Raw genomic sequence first — 19085 nt, 5'->3', positions numbered from 1 at the left:
CTGGAGGCTGGAGGCTGGAGGCTGGAGGCTGGAGGCTGGAGGCTGGAGGCTGGAGGCTGGAGGCTGGAGGCTGGAGGCTGGACAGCATTCTGGCCATGCACCCTCTACGTCAAACCTTTTTTCGCGGCCATGGAACTGGGCGTCCCCGCCACTCCTACGGTCTCGACCTGTAGGAGCGCGCCATGCGCGCGATCCTCGGCAACATCAAAGCATCGCCAGCAAGCTGGCTCCTACAACAGCGAACGAGTAGCCCGGATGAAATCCGGGGAAGCCCTCCCGGATTGCATCCGGGCTACATGGCTGGCCATGCGCCTTCTGCGTCAAGCCTTTTTTCGCGGCCATGGACCGCTCCTACGAACACGGCTTCGATGCCGACCTGTAGGAGCGCGCCATGCGCGCGATCACCGGCAACGCCAAAGCATCGCCAGCAAGCTGGCTCCTACAACAGCGAACGAATAGCCCGGATGCAATCCGGGGGGAGGCCCTCCCGGATTGCATCCGGGCTACGTGGCTGGACGAATATCCCCTGGCACCGAAGCCAAACCGTAGGGTGGGCTTTAGCCCACCGGGCAGAGGTCCGGAGACTCCCTGAAGCTCGTATCCGCTCCAAAGTCCGCCCCTCACCCCAGCCCTCTCCCGGAGGGAGAGGGAGCCCTACGGCGCGGGCCCGAACTCTTCGCCCGAACTCTCCCGCAGGATGGGCTTCGTGCTGGGGAGCTTTTTCGTCCAGCCTTAAGCCTCCAGCGCTCTTCTCGGCTTCCCGCCCTTAAGGCTTGTGCGGCCGCGACAGGAATTCGTGGGACTGCATCTCCAGCAACCGGCTCAGGGTGCGCTGGAATTCGAAGGTCAGCCGCCCGCCGGTGTACAGGTCCTTCAGCTCCACTTCGGAGGAGATGATCAGTTTGACGTTGCGGTCGTAGAACTCGTCCACCAGGTTGATGAAGCGCCGCGCCATGTCGTCCTTGGCCACGCCCATCTGCTCGACGTTGGCGAGGATCACCGCGTGGAAGATCTTGCCCAGTTCGATGTAGTCGTTCTGGCTGCGCGGGCCGTCGCACAGCTCGCGGAATTCGAACCAGGCGACGTCCTCGCAGACCCGCACGGCGCGAAGCTCGCGATTCTCGATGATCAGCGGCTCATCTTCGGCGGCGTGGCTGCAGTCCGGCAGCAGGCTGTCGAAGCTCCTGCGCAGGCTTTCCTCTGCCTCGGCGTCGAGCGGCCAGTGGAACAGTTCGGCCTGTTCCAGGGCGCGCAGGCGGTAGTCCACGCCGCTGTCGACGTTGACCACCTCGGTGTGTTCCTTGAGCAGGGCGATCGCCGGCAGGAAGCGGGCGCGTTGCAGGCCGTCCTTGTACAGGCCATCCGGCACGATGTTGGAGGTGGCGACCAGGCTCACGCCGTTCTTGAACAGTTCGTCCAGCAGCGTCGCCAGGATCATCGCGTCGGTGATGTCGGAGACGAAGAACTCGTCGAAGCAGATCACCCGCGCCTCGTCGGCGAAGCGCTTGCCGATGATGGTCAGCGGGTTCTTCTCGCCCTTGAGGGTCTTCATCTCCTCGTGGACGCGCTTCATGAAGCGGTGGAAGTGGGTGCGCATCTTCTGCTTGAAGGGCAGCGCATCGAAAAAGGTATCGACCAGGTAGGTCTTGCCGCGCCCCACCCCGCCCCAGAAGTACAGGCCCTTGACCGGCCCCTGCGGCTTCTTGCTGAACAGCTTGCCGAACAATCCGGCCTTGCCCTGTTCGCTGGCCACCAGATCGTCGTAGAGCCGCTGCAGGTGGCGCACGGCGTTTTCCTGTGCGGCGTCGTGGAAGAAGTCCGGCCGCTTCAGATCGGCCTGATAGCGCTCAAGAGGGGTCATGGTGGGAAATTCGGTAACAAAACGGGGCCGTCACTTTAGCGATGGCCCCGCGGATTGGCAATTGGCGGTTTGGGGAAGAGCGGAGATAGGCAGGCTCGTAGCCCGGATGCAATCCGGGGAAGCTGGCTGAGAAACTTCCCCGGATTGCATCCGGGCTACCAAAAGTGCCGGTTACTCGCTTGGCGCCAGGGCCTCGCGCAGGCGAGCGATGGCCGCCTCGCGCGCGGCGGCATCGGCGAACGCCGGGCTATCGGCCACCGCCTCGCCATCCAGCCAGACGCTGAAGCCTTCGCCCTGCTCGCGCACATCCAGCGCTTCGCCAGACTGCAGGCGCTTGCTGGCCTGGCCGGCCGACTTGCCGTCGGCGAAGCGCTTCGACAGCAGCAGTTGCTCGCCGTCGGCGTCCAGCAGGCGGAAACGGAAGCTACCGTCGTCGTCGCGGAAACTGACGAAACGCGCGCTCCGGGCCGCCTTCTTCTTGCTCCCGCCGGCCACCTGTACCTGCTCGCGGAACGAACGCAGGCCGACCGATTCGCGCAGTTCGGCGAGGAACGGCGTCGCGATCCTGCGCGCCTTGGCGGCACCAGCGAGAAGGATATCCTCCAGGTCGGCAGGCCTGGCGATCAGTGCGTGGTAGCGCTCGCGCGCCTCGCCCAGTTCGCTGTCGAGCAGTTGGAACAGGCGCTGCTTGGCCTCGCCCCAGGCCAGGCCGGCGAGCAGCTCGGCGCGGAATTCGGCGAGCTGCGCGGGAGTGGCGAAAGCCTGGTAGAGGGTGAACAGGTGCGAGCTGTCCGGGTCCTTGGGCTCACCGGGCGCGCGCGAATCGGTGACGATACGGGCGATGGCGTCCTTGAGCTGCTTGGCGCTGCCGAACAGCGGGATGGTGTTGTCGTAGCTCTTGCTCATCTTGCGGCCGTCGAGGCCGGGCAGGGTCGCCACGTCCTCCTCGATCACCGCCTCGGGCAGGGTGAACAGTTCCTTGCCGGCGCCGAACAGGTGGTTGAAGCGCTGACCGATGTCGCGGGCCATTTCCACGTGCTGGATCTGGTCGCGGCCGACCGGCACCTTGTGCGCGTTGAACATCAGGATGTCGGCGGCCATCAGTACCGGGTAGCTGTACAGGCCCATGGTCACCCCGGCGTCGGGGTCTTCGCCGGAGTCGATGTTCTTGTCCACCGAGGCCTTGTAGGCGTGCGCGCGGTTGAGCAGGCCCTTGGCGGTCACGCAGGTGAGCAGCCAGGTCAACTCGGGAATCTCGGGAATGTCCGACTGCCGGTAGAAGGTCGCCTTGTCGGTATCCAGGCCGCAGGCCAGCCAGGTGGCGGCGATTTCCAGGCGCGAGCGCTGGATGCGCACCGGGTCGTCGCACTTGATCAGCGCGTGGTAGTCGGCGAGGAAGTAGAAGGAATCGGCGTTCGGGTCGCGGCTGGCAACGATCGCCGGGCGAATGGCGCCGGCGTAGTTGCCGAGGTGCGGGGTGCCGGTGGTGGTGATGCCGGTGAGGATACGGGTGGTCATGGATTATCGCTTGTCGGACTGCATCGAATCAGAGGCGCGGCAGCACCAGCTCCTTGAGCTCGGTGAGCTTGCCGTGGAAGAAGTGACCGCATTCTGCCACTTTCAGTAGCTCATGGGGACGATCGAGGGCGGCGGACCAGTCGTAGACCGTCTGCGGGTCGATCACTTCGTCCTGCTCCGGTTGGATGACTGTCAGCGGGGTGCGTCGAGGCGGCTGGTTTTCCCCGGTCAGCCGGGATACCGCCGGCGCCACCATGAACAGACGGCTCACCTCGACTCCCCGGCTTTCCAGGCGTCCGCCCAGGCTGGCGGCGACGAAGCCGCCAAAGGAGAAACCGAACAGGGTCAGTGGCAGCCCCGGTCGCTCGGCCAGCAGCCAGCGCGCGGCCGCCTCGGCGTCGTCGACCTCGCCGCTGTTCATATCGTGGCTGCCGGCGCTGGCGCCGACACCCCGATAGTTGAAGCGCAGGGTGGCCAGGCCGGCGTCGCGGGCGGTGCGCTGCAGGGTGGATACCACCTTGTTGAGCATGGTGCCGCCTTGCACCGGATTGGGGTGGCAGATCAGTGCCACGCCACGGGCGTCGGGCACATCGAGGTAGAGAGCTTCGAGCTGCCCGACCGGGCCGTCGAGCAGCAGGGAGGTTTCACGCATCAGCAAAACAGAGACTCCGTGACCCCGGGATGGGTCTGCACGTCTTGGATAAGCACCATACGGCTTGCGTCGCGGTATACAGCGCAGGTTCGAGCCGTTAACGTAAAGCAAAGCCGTTTACAGAGGAAGGACTCGTGGAACAGACGCTCACAGCCTGGTTGCTGCCGACCCTCACCCTGCTCGCTGGCATCGCCATCGGCTTCGTGGTGGCCCGACTGCTGCCCACCGCCGCGCCCAATCGCACCCAGCGCCAGCTGGACGAGCTACAGGAACGCTTCGACACCTATCAGCGCGAAGTGGTGACCCACTTCAACACGACCGCCAACCTGGTGAGGAAGCTGACCCAGAGCTACCAGGACGTGCAGGAGCACCTCTCCGACGGCGCCAGCCGACTGGCTCTCGACGAGCTGACCCGCCAGCGCCTGCTCGCCGCCCTGCACACCGACGAGCAGCCGGCGCCGCGCGAGCGCCTGACCCCGCCGAAGCATCAGGAAGCACCGAAGGACTATGCGCCCAAGGACCCCGACGCCCCCGGTACCCTGGACGTGACCTTCGGCTTGAAGAAGTAGACCTTCCAGCAACAAAAAGCCCCGCCTAGGCGGGGCTTTTTGTTGCTGGCTCCTACAGCGTCCGTGCGGCTTACAGCGCGCCGCGGGCGCGCAGCAGGTCGATCACCTGCTTGACGCCCTCTTCCACCGAAACGCTCTGGGTGTCGATCACCAGGTCGGCATCCAGCGGGATGTCGTAGGGGAAGGACTCGCCCGGGATGTTGTCGCCACCGGCAGCGTACAGGCCCTGCGGGTCGCGCTCGCGGCAGGCCTGCGGGGAAGCCTGCACGTATACGGTGATCAGCCGCTCGGCGCCGATCAGCGCCTTGGCCTGCTCGCGGCCTTCGGCGTCCGGAGCGACGAAGGCGGCCAGCGTCAGCAACCCGGCCTCGTTGAACTGGCGCGCCACGTGGGCGGCACGGCGCCAGTTCTCGGTGCGCCCGGCGCGGTCCTGCGGCAGGCCCTTGTTGAGGTCGTGGCGCAGGTTCTGACCGTCCAGCACGTACACCGCGCGGCCCATGTCGAACAGCTTGCGCTCCACGGCATAGGCCAGGGTGCTCTTGCCGGCGCCGGAGAGGCCCGAGAACAGCACGGTGGCCGGCTGCTGGCCGAAGCGCGCGGCACGCTCCTCGGTGGAGACGTGGGCAAGCCTGCCGTGATGACTGCCGGCCTGGACGGCCGTCGGAGCCGCGATGATCATGCCGGCGCCGACCGTGCCGTTGGTCAGGCGGTCGATGACGATGAAGGCGCCGGTGGTGCGGTTGTGCGCATAGCCATCGAGAGCGATGGGCGCGTCCAGGCTGACCTTGACCTTGGCGATCTCGTTGAGCTGCAGGCTGCTTGCCGCACCCTCCTCCAGGGTGTTGACGTCGACCTTGTGGGCGATGCTCGGGATCGAGCCCGGCACGTAGCTGGTGGCGCGCTTGATGTCGTATTTCTTGCCCGGCAGCATCGGCTCCTCGGCCATCCACACCAGCATGGCCTCGAAGCTGTCGGTGACCAGCGGGCGGTTGTCGCTATGCACCAGCATGTCGCCACGCGACACGTCGATCTCGTCTTCCAGGGTCAGGGTGACCGCCTGGCCCGGACCGGCATGCTCCAGCTCGCCTTCGAAGGTGACGATCGACTTGACCTTGCTGGTCTTGCCGGACGGCAGCGCGACGACCTCGTCGCCCTTGTGCACGATGCCGCTCGCCAGGGTGCCGGCGAAGCCACGGAAGTTCAGGTTCGGCCGGTTGACGTACTGCACCGGGAAACGCATGTCGTTGAGGTTGCGGTCGCCGGCGATCTCCACGGTTTCGAGGATTTCCATCAGCGACTGGCCGTCGTACCAGGGCGAACGCTCGGACTTGTTGACCACGTTGTCGCCCTTGAGCGCCGACATCGGCACGAAGTGCAGCGTGCTCGGCCGCATGCCGATGCGCTCGGCGAAGGCCAGGTAGTCGGCCTTGATCTGCTCGAAGACGGCCTGGTCGAAGTCCTTCAGGTCCATCTTGTTGACCGCCACGACGATGTGCTTGATGCCCAGCAGCGTGGCGATGTAGCTGTGCCGACGGGTCTGGGTCTGCACGCCGTAGCGGGCGTCGATGAGGATGATCGCCAGGTCGCAGGTCGACGCCCCAGTGGCCATGTTGCGGGTGTACTGCTCGTGACCGGGGGTGTCGGCGATGATGAACTTGCGCTTGGCGGTGCTGAAGTAGCGGTACGCCACGTCGATGGTGATGCCCTGCTCGCGCTCGGCCTGCAGGCCGTCGACCAGCAGCGCCAGGTCGACGTCGTCACCGGTGGTGCCGACCTTCTTCGAGTCACGGGTGATGGCTTCGAGGTGATCCTCGTAGATCATCTTCGAATCGTGCAGCAGACGCCCGATCAGGGTGCTCTTGCCGTCATCGACGTTGCCGCAGGTGAGGAAGCGCAACAATTCCTTGCGCTCGTGCTGGGCCAGGTAGGCGAGGATGTCCTGGCTGATTAGGTCGGATTGATGACTCATTCTTCGTTGCTCCAAGCTGCAAGCTTCAAGCGGCAAGCCAAGAGCGCCTGGCTAGCCTGAAATTCTGTTGATCAACCCACTGAGCATTCTGGAAAGCTCGCGGGTTTCCTCTATCCACTGGGTTGCAAGCGGCTCGGGGATATAGCCGATGTCGCAGCCTATGAGCAGTTGCGTTCGCAACTCGGCGCAGGAGCCCTTGGCGATGCGCAGGTAGTGGCACTTTTCCCTACCACTTCCCCGCTCCATGCCCTCGGCGATATTGCTGGGAACGGAGAGTGCCGAACGGCCCACCTGATCCCGGAACCCATAGTCACGGCAATCGCGCAGTCCCTGAAAGACCTGTACAGCCAGGTATCTGGCTCTTTGCCAGACCTCAAGCCTCTCGAAATCCATTTCTCTTCGCTCCAGTCCACTTGAAGCTTGCCGCTTGCAGCTTGTGGCTTAAAAGTACCCCTGCCGCTTCTTCTCCTCCATCGAACCGGCCTGGTCGTGGTCGATGACCCGGCCCTGGCGTTCGGAGGTCTTGGTCAGGAGCATTTCCTGGATGATTTCCGGCAGCGTCGCGGCGCTGGACTCCACCGCGCCGGTCAGCGGGTAGCAGCCGAGGGTGCGGAAACGCACCATCTTCTTCTGGATGCTGGCCTTCTGCTCGGGCGTCAGGTGTTCGAGGATGCGATCGTCGTCGATCATGATCAGAGCGCCGTTCATCTCGATCACTTCGCGCTCGGCGGCGAAGTACAGCGGGACGATCGGGATCTGTTCCAGGTAGATGTATTGCCAGATGTCCAGCTCGGTCCAGTTGGACAGCGGGAAGACGCGGATCGACTCGCCCTTCTTCACCTTGCCGTTATAGATGTTCCAGAGCTCGGGGCGCTGGTTCTTCGGGTCCCAGCGGTGCTTGCTGTCGCGGAACGAATAGACGCGCTCCTTGGCGCGCGACTTCTCCTCGTCGCGGCGCGCACCGCCGAAGGCGGCGTCGAAGCCGTACTTGTCGAGCGCCTGCTTGAGGCCCTCGGTCTTCATGATGTCGGTGTGCTTGGCACTGCCGTGGGTGAAGGGGTTGATGCCCTGGGCCACGCCGTCCGGGTTGACGTGGGTGATCAGGTCCAGGCCCATCTCGGCGACCATCTTGTCGCGGAAACGGTACATTTCCTGGAACTTCCACCGGGTGTCGACGTGCATCACCGGGAACGGCAGCTTGCCGGGGAAGAACGCCTTGCGCGCGAGATGCAGCATGACGGCGGAATCCTTGCCGATGGAGTACAGCATCACCGGGTTGTCGAACTCCGCGGCAACTTCGCGGATGATGTGGATGCTTTCCGCCTCCAACTGTTTCAGGTGCGTCAGTTTATCGAGCATGGCTACTCACGGCTTTCTCTCAGGAGAGCTTGGGGACGGCCAACGGGCCGTGGACGAGGGGCGCACTTTAGCACAGCGCCCATCTTCTATTCAGGCGACGGCTTAGACCTAAACGATCTAGCGATATACCGTTCGGTTTCGGTGTTTCAGACCGGGTTCGGACAGTCTATGAACAGGTGTTCGAGCGCGAAGCGGCGCGCCAGGTACTCGCCCAGCGCCTGTATGCCATAGCGCTCGGTGGCATGATGGCCGGCGGCGATGAAGCTGACGCCGTTCTCGCGTGCGCTGTGGAAAGTCTGCTCGGAAGCCTCGCCGGTCAGGTACAGGTCGACCCCGGCGGCGATGGCGGTGTCGATGTAGCCCTGGCCGCCGCCGGTGCACCAGCCGATCCGGCGAATCATCCCCTCGCCCTCGACCAGCAGCGGCTCGCGGCCGAGCACTTCCTGCACACGGCGGGCGAAATCGCGCGGGCTCATCGGCTCGGCCAGCGCTCCGACCAGGCCGACGGTGCGCGGATTGCCCGGCTCCAGCGGGCCTTCGACGATGATGTCGAGTTGCCGCGCCAGTTGCACGTTGTTGCCCACCTCCGGATGCACGTCGAGCGGCAGGTGGTAGGCCAGCAGGCTGATGTCATTTGCAAGCAGGGTTTTCAGCCGGCGCTGCTTCATGCCGGTGACGCAGGGGTTCTCGCCCTTCCAGAAATAGCCGTGATGGACCAGTACCACGTCGGCCTCGGCTTCCACCGCGGCATCGAGCAGCGCCTGGCTGGCGGTCACCCCGCTGACGATACGGCGCACCTGCGGACGCCCCTCGACCTGCAGGCCGTTGGGGCAGTAATCGTTGATTCGCGCCGCCTCCAGATAGCGGTCGGCTTCCTCCACCAGGGTGGTCAGGGCAATGGCCATGGAATTCCTCTCGACAATGTGGCAGACCGCTGCTTTCTTGACGGGCGGCCAATATAATGGCGCACCTTAAGGGCCGAGCAATGGCCCTGCAACCCTCAGGATTGATCGATGCTCAAGGCATTGCGGTTCCTCGGCTGGCCCCTGCTGGTCGGTATTCTTCTCGCGCTCCTGATTATCCAGCACTATCCGCACTGGGTCGGCCTGCCGCGCCAGGACGTGCACATGCGCCAGGTGCCGCGCTACAACCTGCCGCAGAAGGGCCCGGTGTCCTACGCCGAGGCCGTGAGCAGCGCCGCGCCGGCGGTGGTCAACCTGTACACCACCAAGTTCGTCAACCGCCCGCTGCATCCGCTGTTCGAGGACCCGCAGTTCCGCCGTTTCTTCGGCGACAACCTGCCCCGGCAGCGGCGCATGGAGTCCAGCCTGGGCTCGGCGGTGATCATGAGCCCCGAGGGCTACCTGCTGACCAACAACCACGTGGTGGCCGGCGCCGACCAGATCGTGGTGGCCCTCAAGGATGGCCGCGAGACCCTGGCGCGGCTGATCGGCAGCGACCCGGAAACCGACCTGGCGGTGCTCAAGATCGACCTCAAGGACCTGCCGGCGATCACCCTCGGCCACTCGGACATGGTCAATATCGGCGACGTCTCGCTGGCCATCGGCAACCCGTTCGGGGTCGGCCAGACAGTGACCATGGGCATCATCAGCGCCACTGGCCGCAACCAGTTGGGGCTGAACACCTACGAGGACTTCATCCAGACCGACGCGGCGATCAACCCGGGCAACTCCGGTGGTGCGCTGGTCGACGCCTACGGCAACCTGATCGGTATCAACACCGCGATCCTCTCCAAGTCCAGCGGTTCGCAGGGCATCGGCTTCGCCATCCCGGTCAAGCTGGCCCTGGAGGTGATGCAGGCGATCATCGAACACGGCTCGGTGATCCGTGGCTGGCTGGGCATCGAAGTGCAGCCGCTGACACCCGAACTGGCCGAGTCCTTCGGTCTCGAGGGACGTCCCGGCATCGTCGTCGCCGGCCTCTACCGCGACGGCCCCGCGCAGAAGGCCGGCCTGCAGCCGGGCGACCTGATCCTCAGCATCGATGGCCAGCCGGCCACCGACGGCCGCCGCTCGATGAACCAGGTCGCGCGCACCAAGCCCGGCGAGAAAACCGTCATCGAGGTGATGCGCAACGGCAAGACCCTTGAGCTCATCGCCGAGATCGGCCTGCGCGCGCCTGTCAGCAACGGCGGCGACTCGAAGAACTGATCGTCCTCCCCACCGGTTGCGCGCCCGTTCGCAACCGGTCTTCTCCCTCATGATCGATGCTGGAACGGCAGATTCCACATTTCGTTTTCGCCATATAATGTTATGTTATTACGTCTATTATCGAGATCCCATGACATGACATTGCGCACCCTAACCTCCCTGGCGAGCCTTGGCCTGGGCCTGCTGGGCAAGGCCGCCCTGGCCGCCGGAGCCGTCCAGCTCGATGACATCGCCATCTCCTCCGCCTACCGTGAGGAGCGTGCCGACGGACCGGTGCACGGCTACCGCGCCACCCGCTCGGCCAGCGCGACCCGCACCGACACCCGCCTCGAAGACATTCCCCAGACCATCGCCGTCGTGCCTGCGCAGGTGCTCGACGACCTGGGCAGCACCCGCATCGACCGCGCCCTGGACTTCGCCGGCGGCGTGTCCCGGCAGAACAACTTCGGCGGCCTGACCTTCCTCAACTACAGCGTGCGCGGCTTCACCACCGGCGAGCTGTATCGCAACGGTTTCGCCATCAACCGAGGCAGCTACAGCTCGCCGGACGCTTCCGGCATCGAGCGCATCGAAGTGCTCAAGGGACCGGCCGCCAGCCTGTACGGGCGCGGCGATCCCGGCGGGCTGGTGAACATCGTCAGCAAGAAACCCCAGGCCGAATCCTTCAACCAGTTCAAGGCCAGCGCCGGGCGCTGGGACCGCTACCGCAGCAGCCTCGACGTCAACACCCCGCTGAGCGACGACGGCACGCTGCTGTCGCGGATCAACCTGGCGGTCGAGGACAACCGCAGCTTTCGCGATCACGTCGGCAACGAACGCCAGATCGTCAGCCCGACGCTCAGTTGGCAGATAAATGCCGACACCCACCTGCTGGTCGACAGCGAATTCTCGCGCACCGAGTCGGTATTCGACCGGGGCATCCCGGCAGTGGACGGAAAACTGGGCGCGGTGAAGCGCTCGACCTTCCTCGGCGAGCCCAACGACGGCGAGATCCGCAACGACAACCAACTGTTGCAGGTCAGCCTCGAACACTGGCTCGACGAGGATTGGAAATTGCGCCTGGCCAGCCACTATAGCCAGGGCACGCTGGACGGCGACAGTTCGGAAACCTCGCGGCTGGTCGGCGACACCGTGACGCGCTTCTACCGCCAGCGCAGCTTCGAGTGGAACGACAGCATCACCCAGGCCGAACTGCATGGCAGTTTCACGTTCGCCGGCTGGCAACACCAGACCCTCGCCGGCCTGGAGTACGAGAACTACCGCAACAGCCAGAAATACCCGCAGAGCGCGACCGGCCTCGGCTACGGCCAGAACATCTACCACCCGGTCTATGGCCGGGCGAAGCCGCCGATCATCAACCCCAACGACTTCTTCGAACACACGGAAAGCTACGCCCTCAATCTGCAGGACCAGATCACCTTCACCGACCGGCTCAGCGGCCTGCTAGGCGTGCGCTTCGAGCGTTTCGAACAGACCGCCCAAAACCGTACGACCCGGGTCAGCAACGATCAGGACAAGGAAATCGGCGTCCCGCGCGCCGGCCTGCTCTATCAACTGACGCCGGAGGTCGGGGTATTCGCCAACGCCTCGACGTCGTTCAAACCCAACGGCATCGGCAGCCAGGGGCAGGTGTTCAAACCGGAGAAAGGCATCGGCTATGAAAGCGGTCTCAAACTCGACCTGCTGGATGGCCGCCTGGGTGCGACCATCGCGCTGTTCCACATCGACAAGGAAAACGTCCTCACTGCCGACCCGGACAGCCCAGGCGACAGCATCGCCGCCGGCAAGGCTCGCAGCCAGGGGCTCGACCTGCAGTTCAGCGGCCAGTTGACCGACGCCCTGCGGGTGATCGGCGCCTATGCCTACATCGACGCCGAAGTGACCGAGGACAACAGCATCCCCGAAGGCAGCGACCTGCTCGGCATCGCCCGCCACAGCGCCAGCCTGCTCGGCGTCTACCAGTTCCAGGACGGCATGTTGCGCGGCTCGGATATCGGAGCCGCGCTCAACTACGTCGGCGACCGTTCCGGCCAGACCGGCAGCGACTTCGAACTGCCGGCCTACACCACGCTCGACCTGCTCGCCCACTACCAGGCCACGGACGATCTCAGCCTCGGCCTCAACCTGAACAACGTCTTCGACCGCAAGTACTACGAGCGCTCCTACAACAGCGTCTGGGTGCTGCCCGGCGAACCCCGCAACCTCAGCGTCAGCCTGACGCTGGCCCTTTGACCTTTCAGGAGATTTCCATGCGCATCCCCGCCTACCTGCTGCTCGCCGGCCTGCTGGCCAGTGGCGACGCCCTCGCCCACGGCCTGTGGACCGAGCAACGTCGCGGCAATATCGAGGTGATCTACGGTCACGGCGCCGAGGACGATACCTTCAAGGCCCGGAAGATCAGCGGCGCCTGGGCCTACGACGCGGCCGGGCGAATGATCCCGGTGAGCGTCCAGCGCCTGGACGACCATGCCCGCCTGCAACCGCTGAAGCCACCGGCGGTACTGGCGGTGGCGCTGGACAACGGCGCCTGGTCGCAGACACCGGACAAGAAATGGATCAACCAGGGGCGCTCGCAAGTGCCGGACTCGATCCATTCGCTGCACACCTGGAAGTACAGCCTGGCGATCCACCGCGAAGGCGCCCGCCTGCCCGAGCTGAAGCAACTGAAGATGGTCATCCTGCCGGAACGCGATCCGCTCACCGTCGGCCCGGGCAAGCCGTTGCCGGTACGGGTGCTGGTGGATGGCCAGCCGGTCGCTGGCATCAAGCTGATCGGCGATTACCGGGGCTCGCCGCACCAGATCAGCACCGAGACCGACGCCGAAGGCCGTGCGCAGGTAACAGTGCGCAACGAGGGGCTGAACATCATCGCCGCCGAGTACTACCAGAAGGTGCAGGGCGATGCGGAGATCGACGAGCGCGGGTTGTTCGCGTCGCTGACCTTCCTCGGAGAGCCGCATCACGAGTGATGGCCAGCCCGAATGGCGCTACCGCATGCAACTCGCCTGTCCAAGCACCGCCCCTCACCCCAGCCCTCTCCCGGAGGGAAAGGGCGTTGCCGCGTGCCCGTTCCCGAGCCCGCGGCGACTACAGCCCCTTCAGGGCATCCAGCAGCGCCTGGTTCTGCTCCGGCGTACCGATGCTGATGCGCAGGAACTGGGCGATGCGCGCCTGCTTGAAGTGGCGCACGATCACCCCCTGCTCGCGCAGGCCGGCGGCGAGGCCGGCGGCGTCTTTCTGCGGATGACGGGCGAACACGAAGTTGGCCGCCGAAGGCAGCACCTCGAAGCCCAGCGCCTCGAGCCCGGCGACCACCACCTCGCGGCTGGCGGCGACCTTGGCACAGATCTCTTCGAACCAGGCGCGATCCTCGAACGCCGCCGCCGCGCCGGCGATGGCCATGCGGTCCAGCGGGTAGGAGTTGAAGCTGTTCTTGATCCGCTCCAGCGCCTCTATCAGGTCCGGGTGACCGACCGCGATGCCGACCCGCAGCCCGGCCAGCGACCGCGACTTGGACAGGGTCTGCGCCACCAGCAGGTTCGGGTACTTGTCCACCAGGCTGATCGCGGTCTCGCCGCCGAAGTCGATATAGGCCTCGTCCACCAGCACCACGCTGTCCGGGCTGGACTGAAGCAGGCGCTCGACGGCTTCCAGCGGCAGCAGGCGGCCGGTCGGCGCGTTGGGGTTGGGGAAGACGATGCCGCCGTTCGGCCGCGCATAGTCCTCGACGCGGATCTGGAATGCGTCGTCCAGCGCGATGGCTTCGAAGGGAATGCCATACAGGCCGCAATAGACCGGATAGAAGCTGTAGGTCACGTCCGGGAACAGCAGCGGCCGGCCGTGCTGGAACAGGCCGTGGAAGGCGTGCGCCAGTACCTCGTCGGAGCCGTTGCCGACGAACACTTGCTCCGGCTGCACGCCGTAGTAGTCGGCGACCGCCTGCTTGAGCCGGTCGCCATTCGGGTCCGGGTACAGACGCAGGTTGTCGTTCAGCTCCGCCTGCATGGCCGCCAGCGCCTTGGGCGACGGGCCATAGGGGTTCTCGTTGGTATTCAGCTTGACCAGCTTGGTCAGCTTCGGCTGCTCACCCGGCACGTAGGGCACTAGGTCCTTGACGAAGGGGCTCCAGAACTTGCTCATCTCGCCCTTCTCTCCTCTCAAAAATCGCTGGAGGCCGAAGGCTGAAGGCTGGACGAAAAAGCGAAACCAGATTCGTCCAGCCTTCAGCCTTCAGCGCCTTTAATCGGCTTTTCAGCCCTTGATCCGATACTCGGCACTGCGCGCGTGGGCGGTCAGGGATTCGCCACGGGCCAGCACGCTGGCCACCTTGCCGAGCTCCGAAGCGCCGTCCGCCGAGCAATGGATGATCGACGAGCGCTTCTGGAAGTCGTACACGCCCAGCGGCGAGGAGAAGCGCGCGGTGCCGGAAGTGGGCAGCACGTGGTTGGGGCCGGCGCAGTAGTCGCCCAGCGCTTCGGCGGTGTAGCGGCCCATGAAGATGGCGCCGGCGTGACGGATCTTCGGCAACCACTGCTCGGGGTCGTCCATCGACAACTCCAGGTGTTCCGGGGCGATGCGGTTGGCCACTTCGCAGGCCTGTTCCATCTCGGCGACCTGGATCAGCGCGCCGCGCCCTTCCATCGAAGTGCGGGCGATCCGCTCGCGCTCCAGGGTCGGCAGCAGCTTGGCGATGCTCTCGGCCACCCGGTCGAGGAACGCCGCGTCCGGGCTGACCAGGATGGCCTGGGCGTCCTCGTCGTGCTCGGCCTGGGAGAACAGGTCCATGGCGATCCAGTCCGGGTCGGTCTTGCCATCGCAGACCACGAGGATTTCCGACGGGCCGGCGATCATGTCGATGCCCACCTGGCCGAACACGTGGCGCTTGGCGGTGGCCACGTAGATGTTGCCGGGGCCGACGATCTTGTCCACGCGCGGCACGCTCTCGGTGCCGTAGGCCAGCGCGGCCACGGCCTGGGCGCCGCCGATGGTGAACACCCGGTCGACGCCGGCCACGCAGGCGGCGGCGAGGACGATCTCGTTGATCTCGCCACGCGGGGTCGGCACCACCATGACCACCTCCGGCACGCCGGCGACCTTGGCGGGGATGGCGTTCATCAGTACCGACGACGGATAGGAAGCCTTGCCGCCCGGCACGTAGAGACCGGCACGGTCCAGCGGGGTGACCTGCTGGCCAAGCACGGTGCCGTCAGCCTCGGTGTAGGTCCAGGAGCCCTGTTTCTGCCGCTCGTGGTACTGGCGCACGCGCTCGGCGGCCTTCTCCAGCGCCGCGCGCTGTTCGGCGCTGATGCGGGTCAGCGCCAGTTCCAGGCGCTCGCGCGGCAGGATCAGCTCGGCCATGGTCGTGGCCGTGACGCCATCGAAGCGCTGGGTCAGCTCGACCAGCGCCTCGTCGCCGCGCTCGCGCACCGCCTCGATGATGTCCAGCACGCGCTGGTTGACCGCGTCGTCGGAAACGCTTTCCCAGCTCAGCAGATGGTCCAGATGACGCGCGAAGTCCGGATCGGCGGCATTGAGTCGGCGGATGGCAACGGGAGCGGTCATGATGAGGCCTCGTGTGATAGCTGGTTCTCAGGCGCCGCTAGAGTAGCAAGCCCACCGTGCGGGCACCCGAGAAAGTTGGCTATGACACGGATAGGCTGCCGCGACACGAGGTCGCGGAATCGGATCAGCCCCGGTGTCGGGAATCCACGGCGGCACGCAGCGCTTCGACCAGCGCCTGGATGCGGTCGTGCTGCATCTTCATGGACGCCTTGTTGACGATCAGTCGCGAGCTGATGGTGGCGATCAGTTCCTGCGGCTCCAGGCCGTTGGCGCGCAGGGTGTTGCCGGTGTCGACCACGTCGATGATCTTGTCGGCCAGGCCGACCAGCGGCGCCAGCTCCATGGAGCCGTACAGCTTGATGATATCGACCTGGCGGCCCTGCTCGGCGTAGTAGCGCTTGGCGACGTTGACGAACTTGGTGGCCACGCGCAGGCGCCCTTTCGGCTCCGGCGCGCCGACCTTGCCGGCGGTCATCAGCTTGCAGTTGGCGATCCGCAGGTCGAGCGGTTCGTAGAGCTGGCCGCCGTATTCCATCAGCACGTCCTTGCCGGCCACGCCGAGGTCGGCGGCGCCGTGCTCGACGTAGGTCGGCACGTCGGTGGCACGGACGATCAGCAGGCGCACATCCTCCTGGCTGGTGGGGATGATCAGCTTGCGGCTCTTGTCCGGATTCTCGGTCGGCACGATGCCGGCCTCGGCCAGCAGCGGCAGGGTATCGTCGAGGATGCGGCCCTTGGATAACGCGATGGTCAACATGCGGCGAGTCGTCCGGTCAGGCGGGAACGCGGCGGATTTTCGCGCCGAGAAGCTGCAGTTTTTCCTCGATGCACTCGTAGCCACGGTCGATGTGGTAGATGCGGTCGATCAGGGTATCGCCCTCGGCCATCAGCGCGGCGATCACCAGGCTGGCGGAAGCACGCAGGTCGGTGGCCATCACCGGTGCGCCCTTGAGCGTCGGGACGCCGGTCACGATGGCGGTATTGCCCTCGACGAGGATCTGCGCGCCCATGCGGGTCATTTCGTAGACGTGCATGAAGCGGTTCTCGAACACCGTCTCGATCACCGTGCCGGTGCCTTCGGCCACCGCGTTGAGGGCGATGAACTGCGCCTGCATGTCGGTGGGGAACGCCGGATACGGCGCGGTACGCAGGTTGACGGCCTTCGGCCGCTTGCCGTGCATGTCCAGTTCGATCCAGTCCTCGCCGCTGGTGATCTCGGCGCCGGCTTCCTGCAACTTGGCCAGAACGGCTTCGAGGATGGTCGGATCGGTATCCTTGAGCTTGACCCGTCCGCCGGTGGCCGCAGCGGCGACCAGGTAGGTGCCGGTCTCGATGCGGTCGGGCATCACGCTGTGGCGGGCGCCGTGCAGACGCTCGACGCCGTCGATGATGATGGTGTCGGTGCCGGCACCCTGGATCTTCGCGCCCATGGCGATCAGGCAGTTGGCCAGGTCGACCACTTCCGGCTCGCGCGCGGCGTTCTCCAGCACGGAGCGACCGTTGGCCAGGGTGGCCGCCATCATGATGTTCTCGGTGCCGGTCACGCTGACCGTATCGAAGAAGAAGTGCGCACCACGCAGGCCGCCTTCCGGCGCCTTGGCCTTGATATAGCCGCCTTCCACTTCGATCTGCGCGCCCATGGCTTCCAGGCCGCGAATGTGCAGGTCGACCGGGCGCGAACCGATAGCGCAGCCGCCGGGCAGGGCCACTTCGGCCTCGCCGAAGTGGGCGACCATCGGGCCGAGCACCAGGATCGAGGCGCGCATGGTCTTCACCAGTTCGTAGGGCGCGACCAGGGTCTTGATGGTGCTGGCGTCCACTTCGACGCTGAGTTTCTCGTCGATCACCGGTTCGACGCCCATGCGGCCGAACAGCTCGATCATGGTGGTGATGTCGTGCAGATGCGGCAGGTTGCAGACGGTGACCGGCTCGTCGGCCAGCAGGGTGGCGGCAAGGATCGGCAGGGCCGAGTTCTTCGCGCCGGAGATGCGGATTTCGCCGTTCAGGCGCACGCCGCCGGTAATGATCAGTTTGTCCATAAGGAGTCTCGTCGCCCGCAGGCTCAGGTGCGCTCGGCCCAGGCGGCGCGGCTGAAGAATTTCATGGTCACGGCGTGGATGCTGCCGTCGGCGATCCAGGGGTTCAGGAAGGCATAGACCTGTTGCTGGCGTTTGACCGGGCTCAGGGCGGCCAGTTCATCGCTGATCAGGTTGAGCTGGAAGTTGCAGCCCTCGCCCTCTACTTCGACCAGGGTGTTGGCCAGTTTTTCCTCGAGGAAATTTTTCACTTCTACGGCCTGCATATCGAACCTCGATCAGCGCGCTTGTGGTCCACGGCGGAGCCGGACTTTGTGGGCCGGCCATCATACAAAAAAGCCCTCCGCCTGCGAACCCCACGCACGGGGGCGCTGACGGAGGGCGCGGTACCGGGCCCGCGGCGAAGACCTGCGGGCCGGCCCGGGATCAGGTGCTCAGTCCCGCAGCGGCAGCAGTTCGGTCAGCCCGGAAACCTGGGCGATCTGCCGCATTTCCACGGGCAGGCCGCGAATGGCCAGGCTCTTGCCGGCCTGGCGCGCATCGCGCATGAAGGCCAGCAGCAGCGACAGGCCGACGCTGCTGGAATGCTCGACCGCACCGCAGTCGAGCACCAGCTCGGCCGCCTGCGCCTCGCGGATCAGGCGACCGCCCTCCTCGCGCAGCGCCGGTCCGGTGCTGTAGTCGAGTACCCCGGCCAGGCGCAGCTCGCCGTCCACCTGGCGAATGCTGGTATCAGTCATTGCCGGCGGCCTTCTGACCTTCCGCAGTGTTCTTGGCCTCGGCCACCACCTTCGCCCAACCGTCGATGGTCCTGTCCAGGTTGTTGCCGTTCTTCTGCATGGTGTCGGCGAACTGGTCGCGGAACAACTTGCCGATGTTGATGCCGTTGATGATCACGTTGCGCAGCATCCACTGGCCATCGATCTGCACCATGGTGTAGGTCACCGGGTAGATGGCGCCGTTGTTCCCGCGCACCTCCATGTTGACGCTGGCACGGTCCGGATCGGCCTGCTTGGCCTTGCTGGGCAGCACGCGGATGTCCTGGTTGTCGTACTCGAGCAGGGCGTTGCCGTAGAACTCGATGAGGCTGCGCTTGAAGTTCTCCTGGAAGCGGGTCATCTGCTCCGGAGTGGCGTTGCGCGAGTACTTGACGGTCATGATGCTCTTGGAGATGCCGTCGGCGTCCACCACCGGGCCGATGATCTTGTTCAGCGAGGTGTAGAAATCGCCGGGGCTGGTGCGATAGTGCTCCTTGTTGGCCTTCAGGTCGGCCAGCAACTGGTCGGTGGTCTGCTGCACCACCTGCTGCGGAGACGGAGCGGCCAGGGCGATCAGGGGAAGCGCGGCGAGCAGTGCCAGCAGGCCGCGGCGCAAAGCGATGGTCATCA

At 65.4% G+C, this 19085-nt stretch carries 18 protein-coding genes; 4 read left to right on the top strand and 14 right to left on the bottom strand.

All coding sequences use genetic code 11. The annotated features are described in order from the left end of the window. Nucleotides 1–766 precede the first annotated feature (766 nt). From zapE to PSEWESI4_RS05435, 3 genes are all read right to left on the bottom strand, one after another. Nucleotides 767–1861, bottom strand: coding sequence for a cell division protein ZapE (zapE, locus tag PSEWESI4_RS05445; protein WP_187670173.1), 1095 nt, complete (start codon nucleotides 1859–1861; stop codon nucleotides 767–769). Nucleotides 1862–2032: 171 nt separating this feature from the next. Continuing rightward, nucleotides 2033–3379, bottom strand: a complete 1347-nt coding sequence (locus PSEWESI4_RS05440; RefSeq protein WP_187670172.1) for a tryptophan--tRNA ligase — start codon at nucleotides 3377–3379, stop codon at nucleotides 2033–2035. A 28-nt stretch (nucleotides 3380–3407) separates the two neighbouring features. Beyond that, entirely contained in the window at nucleotides 3408–4031 is a 624-nt protein-coding gene (locus PSEWESI4_RS05435) for an alpha/beta hydrolase (RefSeq protein WP_187670228.1), read from the bottom strand. Nucleotides 4032–4165: 134 nt separating this feature from the next. Between PSEWESI4_RS05435 and PSEWESI4_RS05430 the strand changes: the two genes are divergently transcribed. Next, nucleotides 4166–4600, top strand: a complete 435-nt coding sequence (locus PSEWESI4_RS05430) for a YhcB family protein (protein ID WP_187670171.1) — start codon at nucleotides 4166–4168, stop codon at nucleotides 4598–4600. Nucleotides 4601–4670: 70 nt separating this feature from the next. Here PSEWESI4_RS05430 and cysN read toward each other — a convergent pair whose 3' ends face one another. From cysN to PSEWESI4_RS05410, 4 genes are all read right to left on the bottom strand, one after another. Next, nucleotides 4671–6569 (bottom strand): sulfate adenylyltransferase subunit CysN, encoded by a 1899-nt coding sequence (gene cysN / locus PSEWESI4_RS05425; protein WP_187670170.1) that lies wholly within the window; start codon nucleotides 6567–6569, stop codon nucleotides 4671–4673. 51 nt (nucleotides 6570–6620) lie between these two features. Then, on the bottom strand, nucleotides 6621–6962 hold the full coding sequence (locus PSEWESI4_RS05420) for a four helix bundle protein (protein ID WP_187670169.1): 342 nt from the start codon (nucleotides 6960–6962) through the stop codon (nucleotides 6621–6623). A 48-nt stretch (nucleotides 6963–7010) separates the two neighbouring features. Beyond that, nucleotides 7011–7928 carry a sulfate adenylyltransferase subunit CysD gene (gene cysD, locus PSEWESI4_RS05415; protein ID WP_187670168.1) on the bottom strand — a complete coding sequence of 306 codons (918 nt, stop codon included), beginning with the start codon at nucleotides 7926–7928 and terminating at the stop codon, nucleotides 7011–7013. Between the two features lie 146 nt (nucleotides 7929–8074). Next, the gene (locus tag PSEWESI4_RS05410) at nucleotides 8075–8833 is read right to left on the bottom strand and encodes a Nif3-like dinuclear metal center hexameric protein (protein ID WP_187670167.1); all 759 of its coding nucleotides are present in this window, start codon (nucleotides 8831–8833) and stop codon (nucleotides 8075–8077) included. A 108-nt stretch (nucleotides 8834–8941) separates the two neighbouring features. Here PSEWESI4_RS05410 and algW point away from each other — a divergent pair, with 108 nt between their 5' ends. The 3 genes from algW (at nucleotide 8942) to PSEWESI4_RS05395 (ending at nucleotide 13068) form a co-directional block, all read left to right on the top strand. After that, a complete protein-coding gene (algW, locus tag PSEWESI4_RS05405) occupies nucleotides 8942–10099 on the top strand; it encodes a Do family serine endopeptidase AlgW (protein WP_187670166.1) in 1158 nt (385 codons plus the stop codon). Between the two features lie 135 nt (nucleotides 10100–10234). Then, nucleotides 10235–12331, top strand: coding sequence for a TonB-dependent siderophore receptor (locus PSEWESI4_RS05400; RefSeq protein WP_187670165.1), 2097 nt, complete (start codon nucleotides 10235–10237; stop codon nucleotides 12329–12331). A gap of 17 nt (nucleotides 12332–12348) precedes the next feature. Beyond that, the gene (locus tag PSEWESI4_RS05395) at nucleotides 12349–13068 is read left to right on the top strand and encodes a DUF4198 domain-containing protein (protein ID WP_187670164.1); all 720 of its coding nucleotides are present in this window, start codon (nucleotides 12349–12351) and stop codon (nucleotides 13066–13068) included. Between the two features lie 118 nt (nucleotides 13069–13186). On the opposite strand, the gene hisC is transcribed toward PSEWESI4_RS05395, so the two are convergent. From hisC to PSEWESI4_RS05360, 7 genes are all read right to left on the bottom strand, one after another. After that, nucleotides 13187–14239 (bottom strand): histidinol-phosphate transaminase, encoded by a 1053-nt coding sequence (gene hisC / locus PSEWESI4_RS05390; RefSeq protein WP_187670163.1) that lies wholly within the window; start codon nucleotides 14237–14239, stop codon nucleotides 13187–13189. Between the two features lie 111 nt (nucleotides 14240–14350). Further along, on the bottom strand, nucleotides 14351–15661 hold the full coding sequence (hisD, locus tag PSEWESI4_RS05385) for a histidinol dehydrogenase (RefSeq protein ID WP_187670162.1): 1311 nt from the start codon (nucleotides 15659–15661) through the stop codon (nucleotides 14351–14353). Between the two features lie 124 nt (nucleotides 15662–15785). After that, nucleotides 15786–16418: an ATP phosphoribosyltransferase gene (gene hisG / locus PSEWESI4_RS05380; protein ID WP_187670161.1), complete on the bottom strand. Its 633-nt coding sequence runs from the start codon at nucleotides 16416–16418 to the stop codon at nucleotides 15786–15788. A gap of 16 nt (nucleotides 16419–16434) precedes the next feature. Continuing rightward, the gene (murA, locus tag PSEWESI4_RS05375; RefSeq protein ID WP_187670160.1) at nucleotides 16435–17700 is read right to left on the bottom strand and encodes a UDP-N-acetylglucosamine 1-carboxyvinyltransferase; all 1266 of its coding nucleotides are present in this window, start codon (nucleotides 17698–17700) and stop codon (nucleotides 16435–16437) included. Between the two features lie 23 nt (nucleotides 17701–17723). After that, nucleotides 17724–17963, bottom strand: a complete 240-nt coding sequence (locus tag PSEWESI4_RS05370) for a BolA family protein (protein ID WP_187670159.1) — start codon at nucleotides 17961–17963, stop codon at nucleotides 17724–17726. A 168-nt stretch (nucleotides 17964–18131) separates the two neighbouring features. Further along, nucleotides 18132–18437 carry an STAS domain-containing protein gene (locus tag PSEWESI4_RS05365; protein WP_187670158.1) on the bottom strand — a complete coding sequence of 102 codons (306 nt, stop codon included), beginning with the start codon at nucleotides 18435–18437 and terminating at the stop codon, nucleotides 18132–18134. Continuing rightward, the gene (locus PSEWESI4_RS05360) at nucleotides 18430–19083 is read right to left on the bottom strand and encodes an MlaC/ttg2D family ABC transporter substrate-binding protein (protein ID WP_187670157.1); all 654 of its coding nucleotides are present in this window, start codon (nucleotides 19081–19083) and stop codon (nucleotides 18430–18432) included. The genes PSEWESI4_RS05365 and PSEWESI4_RS05360 overlap by 8 nt, the downstream gene beginning before the upstream one ends. Between the last annotated feature and the right edge of the window lie 2 nt (nucleotides 19084–19085).

It is taken from the genome of Zestomonas carbonaria (assembly GCF_904061905.1).
GTDB lineage: Bacteria > Pseudomonadota > Gammaproteobacteria > Pseudomonadales > Pseudomonadaceae > Aquipseudomonas > Aquipseudomonas carbonaria.
This window is presented reverse-complemented; position numbering and strand designations above follow the sequence as displayed.